The sequence below is a fragment of the Streptomyces fractus genome (assembly GCF_049844455.1).
GTDB lineage: Bacteria > Actinomycetota > Actinomycetes > Streptomycetales > Streptomycetaceae > Streptomyces > Streptomyces fractus.
In genome coordinates this window covers 8067393-8076546 of sequence record NZ_JBMYHI010000002.1, presented here as the reverse complement: position 1 = coordinate 8076546, position 9154 = coordinate 8067393, and the positions used below count along the sequence as shown (strand labels likewise).

The 9154-nt window shown below is 67.2% G+C and carries 18 protein-coding genes and 1 other RNA gene; 3 read left to right on the top strand and 16 right to left on the bottom strand.

Annotated elements, in window-relative coordinates:
• Nucleotides 1–28 precede the first annotated feature (28 nt).
• On the top strand, nucleotides 29–1105 hold the full coding sequence (locus ACP4E5_RS38695; protein ID WP_425837500.1) for an NADH:flavin oxidoreductase/NADH oxidase: 1077 nt from the start codon (nucleotides 29–31) through the stop codon (nucleotides 1103–1105).
• Nucleotides 1106–1248: 143 nt separating this feature from the next.
• Here ACP4E5_RS38695 and ACP4E5_RS38690 read toward each other — a convergent pair whose 3' ends face one another.
• The 7 genes from ACP4E5_RS38690 to ACP4E5_RS38660 form a co-directional block, all read right to left on the bottom strand.
• Nucleotides 1249–1461 carry a hypothetical protein gene (locus ACP4E5_RS38690; RefSeq protein WP_425837497.1) on the bottom strand — a complete coding sequence of 71 codons (213 nt, stop codon included), beginning with the start codon at nucleotides 1459–1461 and terminating at the stop codon, nucleotides 1249–1251.
• A complete protein-coding gene (locus ACP4E5_RS38685) occupies nucleotides 1458–1766 on the bottom strand; it encodes a DUF7848 domain-containing protein (protein WP_425837494.1) in 309 nt (102 codons plus the stop codon). Before ACP4E5_RS38685 ends, ACP4E5_RS38690 begins: the two co-directional genes overlap by 4 nt.
• A 313-nt stretch (nucleotides 1767–2079) precedes the next feature.
• Nucleotides 2080–2883 carry a helix-turn-helix domain-containing protein gene (locus ACP4E5_RS38680; protein WP_425837492.1) on the bottom strand — a complete coding sequence of 268 codons (804 nt, stop codon included), beginning with the start codon at nucleotides 2881–2883 and terminating at the stop codon, nucleotides 2080–2082.
• Nucleotides 2884–2936: 53 nt separating this feature from the next.
• Nucleotides 2937–3464 (bottom strand): DUF6879 family protein, encoded by a 528-nt coding sequence (locus tag ACP4E5_RS38675; RefSeq protein ID WP_425837489.1) that lies wholly within the window; start codon nucleotides 3462–3464, stop codon nucleotides 2937–2939.
• Nucleotides 3436–3678, bottom strand: a complete 243-nt coding sequence (locus tag ACP4E5_RS38670; protein ID WP_425837486.1) for a hypothetical protein — start codon at nucleotides 3676–3678, stop codon at nucleotides 3436–3438. The genes ACP4E5_RS38675 and ACP4E5_RS38670 overlap by 29 nt, the downstream gene beginning before the upstream one ends.
• Nucleotides 3679–3795: 117 nt before the next feature.
• Nucleotides 3796–4167 carry a DUF6233 domain-containing protein gene (locus ACP4E5_RS38665; protein ID WP_425837483.1) on the bottom strand — a complete coding sequence of 124 codons (372 nt, stop codon included), beginning with the start codon at nucleotides 4165–4167 and terminating at the stop codon, nucleotides 3796–3798.
• 328 nt (nucleotides 4168–4495) lie between these two features.
• The gene (locus tag ACP4E5_RS38660; RefSeq protein ID WP_425837480.1) at nucleotides 4496–5131 is read right to left on the bottom strand and encodes a DUF2637 domain-containing protein; all 636 of its coding nucleotides are present in this window, start codon (nucleotides 5129–5131) and stop codon (nucleotides 4496–4498) included.
• Nucleotides 5132–5311: 180 nt separating this feature from the next.
• On the opposite strand from ACP4E5_RS38660, the gene ACP4E5_RS38655 reads away from it, so the two are divergent.
• Nucleotides 5312–5563, top strand: a complete 252-nt coding sequence (locus tag ACP4E5_RS38655) for a hypothetical protein (protein ID WP_425837477.1) — start codon at nucleotides 5312–5314, stop codon at nucleotides 5561–5563.
• 15 nt (nucleotides 5564–5578) lie between these two features.
• Here ACP4E5_RS38655 and ACP4E5_RS38650 read toward each other — a convergent pair whose 3' ends face one another.
• Complete coding sequence (locus ACP4E5_RS38650) at nucleotides 5579–5752, bottom strand: hypothetical protein (RefSeq protein ID WP_425837474.1); 174 nt, start codon at nucleotides 5750–5752, stop codon at nucleotides 5579–5581.
• Nucleotides 5749–5949, bottom strand: a complete 201-nt coding sequence (locus tag ACP4E5_RS38645; RefSeq protein WP_425837471.1) for a hypothetical protein — start codon at nucleotides 5947–5949, stop codon at nucleotides 5749–5751. Before ACP4E5_RS38645 ends, ACP4E5_RS38650 begins: the two co-directional genes overlap by 4 nt.
• A gap of 438 nt (nucleotides 5950–6387) precedes the next feature.
• Here ACP4E5_RS38645 and ACP4E5_RS38640 point away from each other — a divergent pair, with 438 nt between their 5' ends.
• Complete coding sequence (locus tag ACP4E5_RS38640; protein WP_425837469.1) at nucleotides 6388–6570, top strand: hypothetical protein; 183 nt, start codon at nucleotides 6388–6390, stop codon at nucleotides 6568–6570.
• Here ACP4E5_RS38640 and ACP4E5_RS38635 read toward each other — a convergent pair whose 3' ends face one another.
• The 7 genes from ACP4E5_RS38635 to ACP4E5_RS38605 all read right to left on the bottom strand — a co-directional run bounded on the left by ACP4E5_RS38635 (nucleotide 6571) and on the right by ACP4E5_RS38605 (nucleotide 9066).
• A complete protein-coding gene (locus ACP4E5_RS38635) occupies nucleotides 6571–6810 on the bottom strand; it encodes a hypothetical protein (RefSeq protein WP_425837466.1) in 240 nt (79 codons plus the stop codon).
• A 128-nt stretch (nucleotides 6811–6938) separates the two neighbouring features.
• Entirely contained in the window at nucleotides 6939–7205 is a 267-nt protein-coding gene (locus ACP4E5_RS38630) for a hypothetical protein (protein WP_425837463.1), read from the bottom strand.
• A 26-nt stretch (nucleotides 7206–7231) separates the two neighbouring features.
• Nucleotides 7232–7297, bottom strand: an RNA gene (locus tag ACP4E5_RS38625) — hammerhead ribozyme type II.
• Complete coding sequence (locus ACP4E5_RS38620; RefSeq protein WP_425837460.1) at nucleotides 7296–7550, bottom strand: hypothetical protein; 255 nt, start codon at nucleotides 7548–7550, stop codon at nucleotides 7296–7298. The genes ACP4E5_RS38625 and ACP4E5_RS38620 overlap by 2 nt, the downstream gene beginning before the upstream one ends.
• Before the next feature lie 121 nt (nucleotides 7551–7671).
• Complete coding sequence (locus ACP4E5_RS38615) at nucleotides 7672–8055, bottom strand: hypothetical protein (RefSeq protein WP_425837458.1); 384 nt, start codon at nucleotides 8053–8055, stop codon at nucleotides 7672–7674.
• Between the two features lie 40 nt (nucleotides 8056–8095).
• Nucleotides 8096–8245 (bottom strand): hypothetical protein, encoded by a 150-nt coding sequence (locus ACP4E5_RS38610; RefSeq protein WP_425837456.1) that lies wholly within the window; start codon nucleotides 8243–8245, stop codon nucleotides 8096–8098.
• Nucleotides 8246–8280: 35 nt separating this feature from the next.
• Complete coding sequence (locus ACP4E5_RS38605; RefSeq protein WP_425837453.1) at nucleotides 8281–9066, bottom strand: RNA polymerase sigma factor; 786 nt, start codon at nucleotides 9064–9066, stop codon at nucleotides 8281–8283.
• Between the last annotated feature and the right edge of the window lie 88 nt (nucleotides 9067–9154).

The following is a 9154-nucleotide window of genomic DNA, read 5'->3' as shown; positions in this document are numbered from 1 at the left end:
TTTCCGCCCCGTCAGGTCAGGAGTCCCGATGACCAACCTGTTCACGCCCTACAAGCTCCGCGAAGTCACCGTCCCCAACCGGATCTGGCAGGCACCGATGTGCCAGTACAGTGCGGCCCCCGAAGGTCCGCTTACCGGAGCCCCCACGGAGTGGCACTTCCAGCACTACGGCGCCCGTGCGGCGGGCGGCACGGGTCTGATCATCGTTGAAGCCACGGCCGTATCTCCCGAGGGGCGGATCAGCCCGTACGACCTTGGCATCTGGAATGACGCGCAGGTGGCCGGCCTCCGCCGCATAACCGACTTCATGAAGAGCCAGGGAACCACTCCGGGAATCCAGATCGCCCACGCTGGACGAAAGGCGTCAACTGACCGGCCGTGGAAGGGCGGCGCACCCGTCGGAGAGGATGAGTTCGGTTGGCAGGCCGTCGCCCCCAGCGCCGTCCCGTTCGACGACGAGCACCCCGTACCCCACGCCCTCACGGTCGACGAGATCCGCGAAATTGTCGGGCAGTTCGCCAGCGCAGCACGACGCGCCGCCGACGCCGGTTTCCAGGTCGCGGAGCTGCACGGCGCCCATGGCTACCTGATAGGTCAGTTCCTGTCGCCGCACAGCAACAAGCGCACGGACGAGTACGGCGGTTCCTTCGAGAACCGCACCCGTTTCGCCCTGGAGGTCGTCGACGCCTTTCGCGCAGTGTGGCCGCAGGATCTCCCGCTCTTCTTCCGGATCTCCGCAACGGACTGGCTCGATGACGGCGGGTGGACCGCGGACGACACTGTCCGCCTGGCGACCATCCTTCAGGAGCACGGCGTCGACCTCGTAGACGTCTCCACGGGTGGCAACGCCGCAGGCGTCCGCATCCCCGTTGGCCCCGGCTACCAGGTTCCGTTTGCCGCCAGGCTGAAGAATGAGACGTCGATGCCGGCTGCGGCCGTCGGCCTCATCACCGAGCCCGAACAGGCCGAGAAGATCCTCGCCAACGGCGAGGCGGACGCGGTCCTCCTGGGGCGGGAGCTTCTGCGTGACCCCTCGTGGGCTCGCCGTGCGGCAAAGGAGTTGGGCGGGTCCGTTCGCGTGCCCGAGCAGTACGGACGGTCATAACAACGACTACGCCCCACTCTCATCTCCCCGGGGGAGGAAACGAGAGTGGGGCGCGCCGTCAGGGACGGGCAGAGGCCCAACGGCGACGCAGGGCCCCTGCTGCCCCACCGCGCTCCCGGGTGCTGGGACACAGGGGCGCGGGTCTAGGAGGGGGTCTCCCAGTGGAATTCCCCCATGTCGTGCTCCGCGTCGTCACGCAGTCGGCCGGCGTGCTGGACGCGCGGATGCCGCGGGGCGAGAAAGCAGCGCACCACCACGGCTGACACGTCACGGCCGCAGACGTCCCACAGGTGCTTGGCTATCGACTCCGGGACGCGCCCCTCCGCGCCGCATATGGGGCGCTTGCCGGCGCTCACGGCTCCAGCTCCGACGGGGCGAACTGCGCGAGATCCACCTTCGGCGGCTCGACCGCGACGACGTCCGCGTCCATGGGTGTCGCACGCCAGAACGCTATGAGCGTGTAGCGGTACCCCGTGTGGGACGGGTGCTTACTCACGTGCTCCTGCGCCCACTCTTCTGGGGCGTCCGTCGCGTGGTCGAGACGGCCCGACTTCACCAGGCACGTGGTGCACCAGACGACCACAGTGGGGGCCTGCGGGGCTCCCTCGCTCGCGTCGGGCCCGATATGCCACCGCACTTTGCGGACGATGGAGCGCGTCACTTCCGCGCCTTCCGCCGCATAGCCCGGGAATGCGGGTGGCGCGAGATCTCTACCGCGAGATCCGTTGCGTGGGAAAGGTCGTATGCCGGACTACCCGACTCCGTTGCCTGCCTCCACTGCTTCAGCAGCGCGCCGCACACGTCGCACCCGGGAGTCGGTTTCGGCTCCCTCTCAGTCCACTCAGTGAGCGTTACCGGACCGCTGAGCGTTGTCTCCAGTCTCATCCCCAAGACCTCCGCGAGTCGCCGTTGTGGACGACGCTAGAGACTCCAGAGGCCGCAATTCCACGACGTTCTATGAGGTTCTACGGGGATTACCCGAGCGCGTTAATCGCGTCGGAGATCAGCGCCCGGGCGCGGGCGCCGACGGCGGCTTGCTCCGCCTGTTTCGTGAACGCCGCCTCGTACAAGTCGATTTCACCGGGAGCGGTCACCGTGATTGCGGCGGAGAGCAGTTCAACGCTGACGCGCGTGTCGTCGTAGATGCTGAAAGTTTCCAGCTTCCACATAGCCCGTGGGGCCCCTGCCGGGATGACGCCGACGGAGACGGAGGGGAACGCCATCGCCGCGAGCAGGTACCCGAGTTGGCCGGCCATCGTGTCCGCGTCACCGACGACGTCACGGATCACGGCCTCTTCGATCAGGAAGGCGAATCGTTTCCCGGGCCTGCGGATGATCTCCGACCGTCGGAGCCTGGCGTCCGCGGCCTCGTCGACGTCGTTCACGGTGTCATGGAAGGCGGAGATCTGCCCCAGGAGCGCCCGTGCGTACTCGCGGGTCTGGAGGAACCCGGGGATGACACTGGAGGTGTAGACGCGGAACGTCGTCGTCTGTTCGAAGAGCGGGACGCGCGACTCCTGGAGCCGCCGAAGTCCTGTGCGCTGGACCCGCTTCCATTCGACGTACATCGAGTCGGCGTCACGGTTGGCTGCGATCAGATCTGCCGCCTGATCCTCTGCCCCGCACGCCCGGCACCAGGCGCGGACGTCCTCGTCGGACGGCGGCGTGGTCCCACTCTGGAGCCGCGACACCTTCGACGGCTGCCAGTTGAGTGCACCGGCAAGCGCCCTACCTGTCAGCCCCGCATCCTTACGCAGCTCGAAGAGGCGTGCTGCCACACCTTCGCGAGCAGCCTGGACGCTGGGTGACGGGTAGGGCGCGTGCTGCACGGCTACCTGATCTTGTATTCGTCGTGCGGGATTGCTCGCTCCCACATGGCATCGAAGGCGGCAGAATGACGCTCGATGACGTCCCCGTCCCGCTCCATGACGTCTTCCAGGAAGCGCCCGTTGCCGTCGAAGAGGCCGAAGCGCGCCACCCGCTCATCAAAGATCCACAGATCGTTTCCGGGGAGCAACAAGTCCGACGCCATGCGGCGGGGAAGCCACCGGACTTCCTCGCCCGCCGCGATGTTCTGCGGGGTGCACGAGTGCTCGTATCGGATGTAGTCCGTCACCGGCTCGGAGACGACGCGAGCGCGCCGGAACACGACGCCGCGCGCCACGGCGTCCGCAACCGTCTGATGGAAGCCATTCCACCACGACGCCTGGTCAGAGAGCTCGTACCTTTTCCCCTTCTTCCAAGCGGCGAAGTCCTCGTCTTCCTCCACGACGCCGTAGACGTCGCGCGTCTCCAAGTGGACGGCCGACACACGGCAGTCCGCGACGAGCTCAGCGAACGTCGGCCCCTTCTGCGACACGACATGCCTCCTGTAGAACCTGCGCCATGCGGACGGGCAAGCGCACGACACCCTCCGTGTCAGGGATCGGGCCCGCCTGGAGGCACTCGGCCTCCGTGCCGGCGTCCGCCTTCCATCCCTGGATCACGAACTCCTGCTTCTCCTCGTCCACCCATACCGTCGGGCAGTGCTCCCCGTTCGTCTCGGGGTCTTTCGCGATGAACCGCAGAGACATGATTACCTCCGTCACGGCCAGTGTTGCGCGATGTTCTACGACCTTCTATGCACAGGTGTCACGGCGTCAAGAGTGCACGTGACAAGTGCACTTGCGGCGAGCGAGCGGCGCTGCCCCTCACGCCCCCTCGTCGGGGAGCGGCACCGTCAGGAAGACGCTCCGGAGCGCGGGCAATGGGTTACAGACCTTGCACGCAACGAGGGGCCTGTCCCGCATCATGATCGCTGCCTCCTCCGCCTGGAGGAGTCGGCCAGCGGTGGGGTTCTTCCCGCACCCGCCACGGTGCATCACGTCAGGAGTCTCGTCGTCCCACGTGTGCTCGACCCGGAAGCGGTTCTCCACGAAGGCGACGTCTTTGCGGCGCTTGTGCTCCGCGGCCTCCTTCTCCAGCTCGCGGATCTTCTGCTCCGTCTCGCGGAGCTGATGGCGGAGGTACTGCGCGACGACGCGCGCGTTGGCGAGCCGCTCCTCGGGCATGCGTTCGGGCATGTGTTCTATTCTACGACTCCGGAGTCCGCGAGGGCACAGGCGTACGATTCCGTTGAAACCCGAATAGAAGAGGACGCAGCCATGAGCACCCCCGCCGAAGAGGTCGCCTACCACCCCCCGGTCACCGGAGCGGGACCGTGCGCCACGGCGAAGTGCGGGAACCAAGCGCAGAAGTACGGGCCATCGCAGTTCGGGCGCCCCTCGTCGCCGCTGTGTAACGTCTGCCTCGCCCGGGTGGAAGCTGCCCGCGCGCCAAAGCCGACGGCGTAACGGCCCACAACGCAGAAAACCCCCGCCGCGGATGCGACGGGGGTTCGTCATGAGGCGCTTACGGGGTGGCGACAGGGCGCCGGATCTCGCGCCGCACCTCGTTCAGATCGACGCGGACCGTGTTCGGCGTCAGTCCGCTGTACTTCGTGAGCCGCGCTTTCGGCCCGTTGGCTGCGCCGCGGATCGTCTCGGGGGCGACGCCGAGTGCGTCCGCCGCTTCCTTGTAGGAGACGAGGACGGGGCGCTCCGGGGCGGGCTCCCCGTCGGCCACGACAGGCGCCTCCGCGGGCTCCTGCGGCTCCTCGTCGACGACGTCCTCCGCCTTGCGTGAGTGGACGAGCAGCGAGCCACCGAAGAACGCGAGCACGGGCCACGCCGCGACGAGCACACGGAGTGCCGTCGGAGGGCTCTCCAGGTCGACGATGCCGGCCGTCGCCACGTTGGCGCTCATGGACGCCACGAGCGAGAGCCAGAACCACAGGCGCGCGGCACGTACCGACTCACCTTCTCCTGCCTCCCGGACCCGCTTCCACGCCATGACCAACAGGACGTCGACACTGATCGGGTACGCCCACGCCTTCCAACCGGTCTGACCCGCGGCCTCCGCGACGTCATGGATGTGCGCGAAGGAGAGGGCGGCAGCTATGACGGCCTGGATCAAGAGGGGGTCCAGCCGGCGGAGGTGGGTTCTCATGGCTCCTCGTTCGTGTGCATGCATCGTGAATGACTCGTGATAAGCGCAACGCGGCTGTACGGGCTTCGAGTTGGTGATCACAGAACCCCACGAAACCGAGGGCCTCTCGACCCAATGACGTTCCGAACGTCGAGCGCTACGCTGGAGAACAGCTCCAGGCCAGGGCACTCGGGGGACTTCATGGCCGTCAAGTTTCTAATCTCGATAATCGCCGTACCTATCGCAGTCATCATCTGCTTCATCGTGGTAATCAGCTGCCTCGTAGGGGTCACCTTCGGCCTGCTCATCGGGGTGCCTTCGATGGTCCTCGGTTCAGCGTTCGGCATCAAAGGCGACGGCGGCGTTAACGACTTTGTGAGCCGCTGCTTCAAGGGAGCCGTGGACGGGCCAGCAAAGATCCTCGCGCAGGTAATGGGAAATATCTGGGACTGAGGATCCATCGAACGACTAGCGCTCCGCGAGCAGCGCGACGAGCTTGCCCTCCGGCAGCGTCACCACGTACCCGCCGCGGACCTTCGTCGTCTCGTCCCCGCGCTTCAACGCCTGGCGGAGGAGGTGGCGTTGCGCCACGTCGTCGACGAGGGCACTCACGCCGCATTCGAAGGTGATCCGGTACGTCACGGCCGCTCCCGGGTGACCGTGAGGGGGGTCAGCTTGGAGAGGATCGCGAAGCCTCCCCCGACGAGCGGTACGGACACGTGCCCGTACCCCGCCGGCCACGGCCCGTCGGCCGCCGTGCGCGTCTTGCGGTGGAGCTCGAAGACGTCGCCGCGTCTGAGCTCGCTTGCGCGTATCGGTACGTCGTATGTGGATGCCATGGCTCCTCCGTTCGTCGTGTTCCATACGGGCGCCCATTCACTGGCGCTAGTGATGTGTGCTTTGATCTGCGACGGCGAAGGCGTCTCCCGCCAGGCGGCATGTTGAGCGTGCCGGACAGGCGTCCTCGCTTCCCATTCCTGGGGACCAGTAAGCCGCCAGGGATGAGCGGGACTTCTTCACGTCCCGAAGAGGGCTGCATGCGTCAACCGACGCGTCCGACAGCGGCCCTCGCCTGCTATGCAGTACGAGCACGACCGCGTTACAGGTCACTTCGACCTCAGCGAACATCCGCCCCCGGGCGGCACGGTCTGGCAGGCACCGTGTCTCAGCAGACTTCGTCTGCCTTCGTTGAGGTTGAGCGCCGCACCCCGCGGTGCCCTCCCAGAAGGCGGCGGCATACCGTCATGGGAGGAAGAGCAATGTCAGTTCCGGGGATCATGCAGGAGCTCGCAAGCGCAGGGCCGTGGGCGATTGTTGCCGTGATCAGCCTCGTCATCATCGTCATCTGTGGCGGCATCCTCATGCTGCGCGTCGGGCTCCGCGACACGTCGGAGGCGTCGCGCCCCGACACCATTCGCGCCCTGGCCGACTACTTCCGCGCGCTCTGGGGACGCAAATGACTAGCGGAGCGACGGCTCGATGGGCGTACGGTCGCCGTCACGCGTCTCGTGCGACGTCGACCGCGTCAGAAGCCTGGGGTTCGGTATCGGGTCGGGCGTCACCACGGGCGCTGTACCGGTCGCGGGGAGCCGCTCCGGGGCGTTGGCCGTCGACGACATGGAGACGCCGAGCGCCGCCACCGTGGCGACGGACGCGACGGCAACGGCCACGCGTGCGGGGAGTCGTGAAGGTCGGGGCATGGTGCCTCCTCGGTTATGGGAGTGCATGGAGTGCCCCGCCGCGGATTCGAACCGCGCGCCGTTCAGCGCTGGGGGCGCCGGCGGGCTTTCCTATGCGGGGAGAGTGCGCCCCCGGAGGGGCGTTTCCGCTACTCGTTGATGAGCTCCAACTCAGCCCCACCCCCGACGAACCCTCGCCCCCGACTGGTGCGGACGAGGTTCTCCGCAGCAACGCGCGTCGAGTAGCGACCGGGGCCGAGCGACACCGTGACGCCGACGGACTCCAGCTCTCCGAACGCCCCGTCACTGCGGGTCGGGCGGCCGACAACCGTCATGTCGTACATGCGCCCGTCGAGAGTGACTCGCACACGGTCGCCGTCCTTCAGCGACCCGATAAGGCTGATCGCCTGCGCCATCTCCGGCTCCATAAAGTCCCCTCCCCTGTGGTCTGCCTCGTCAGGCCCGGTAGACCAATCCCGGACGACGCCCCCGGAGGGGCGTTTCGGCTAGAGCGACGACGTGAGCGGAAGGTGCCGCGCCACGAACGCGCGAGCGCGCTCGGCTTCGGCGGCCTCGCGACCTGCGTCGGTCAGCATGTAGAGGGAGCGAAGCCCTTCCTCGGGATCCCGCGGGGCCGTGTTCGCCGTGATAAGTCCCCGCCGCTCCAGTGCGCGCACCGTCGACGCCCCCATGAAGGGAACGCCACCCGCAGCGAACTTCTCCAGTGCCACCCGCATCGTGTCCGTGAGCGTCGTGTCCATCTTGTCCCCTCCCCTGGAGCCGCCCCGAGTGGAGCGGCTCCGTCAGTGCTTCGCGATTCCAGGACTATGACACGGTTGGGTCGGCCACCACAACCCCTGAAGCTGCGATAGTCGTTTAGCGCTACTCCGCGGCCAGGAACTCCGCGAGGCGGACGATGTCCGCGGCGTCGTGGTCGGTGCCGGCGAGGAGCTCCTTCGCCTGCTTCACGAAGTCGCCGCGCATGGAGGCAACGGGGACGCGCGGGACCGGGGAGCCAGCCACCCACACGCGCCCCCGACGGTCGGCGAAGGTCGAGCGAGCGTCGACCTTCTCTCCTCCGTCGATGTCGTCGGCGAGCTCCAGGAGCTGCCGCACGAAGACGCGGAGACCCGCGGGGGTGGCGAAGACGGCGTCCCCCAACCTCCGCCCGTCGGAGCAGCGCTCCAGCGCCACACGGTTATCGGAGATCTCCGCCCGGATCTGGTCTCCGTCGTAGTAGTCGCACTTCAAGGTTGCTTCCGCCATGTTCTCTCCTCAGATAGTTCCGCTAGCCGTTTCGCGTTGCTCAGACGGCTTCGACGTGGAAGCCGTCAGGGAGCGGCGCCTCGCCGGAGCGGGACTCCACGGCCCACATCACGTCGTCACCCCAGAGGGCGGCCTCTTCGGGGCGAACGCCCTGGACGTCGTAGTCGTCGAGTGAGGGAAGTCGGTTCATGGTTGGGCTCTTCTCTGAGTAGTAGTGGTTATGACTCACGCAACGAGGCCGTGAACGTCGGCCACGTTGCGTGCGCGCTTCGTTCCCTGGAACCGGAGCTGCCGGAGCGCGGTCGCCTTGATGCCCATGTCCGCGCAGGTCTCCGTGTCGTCCTGGCGGGTCATGCCAATGCCGTAGAACGCGCGGAGCGAAAGTGCCTGACGGTGCGAAATCTGCGTCAGAAGCCACCGGGCAAGGTCGCGGCGCTCTGACGGGACCGTGATCTCAGACGAGGTGTCGGGGGTGACGTCCGCGAGGGTGAGAGGTTCGCGCCCTTCGCCAGCGGCACGCCCGGCGCCCTGAGAGACGGGGGTGTCGAAGGACACCGACTCTGCGAGCGCGTCCAGGACAGCGAGAAACGACTCACGTGACACACGCTGCGTTGCGACGGGCTCCTTCTCCAGCTCCTCCCACACCTTGTCGGCGTCGCCGGCGTGCTGCCACAGGAGGTGGCGGACCTTTATCGCGAGCGACGCTGGCACGCTCACGGCGCATGTGGCGTCGATGTGCGCCTCCTGCACCGCGCGTCGGGCGGCACGGTAGAGGTACGAGGTCAGCGATGCGGCCGACGCGCCCGACTCGTAGTCACGGACACGCTCGATGACGACGGCGCGCGCCTCCTGGAGGTAGTCCTCCGCGTCCTCCCGGCACGCGTTGGGGGCGACGGAGCGGACGATGCCGCGGAGCATCGCGTCGCATCCCATGACTACGGCCCACATGGCGTCGGCGTCGCCAGCCTGCGCGGCGAGGATCTGAGCGTCGTTGATCTCGTTGCGGCTCATGTGGGCTCCTGAAGTGTGAGTGTTTGTTGTTCGTAGGTGTTGTGTCGTAATCCGGCGCACTTGTTATGCCGGTCTTCTGTGGCGTGGG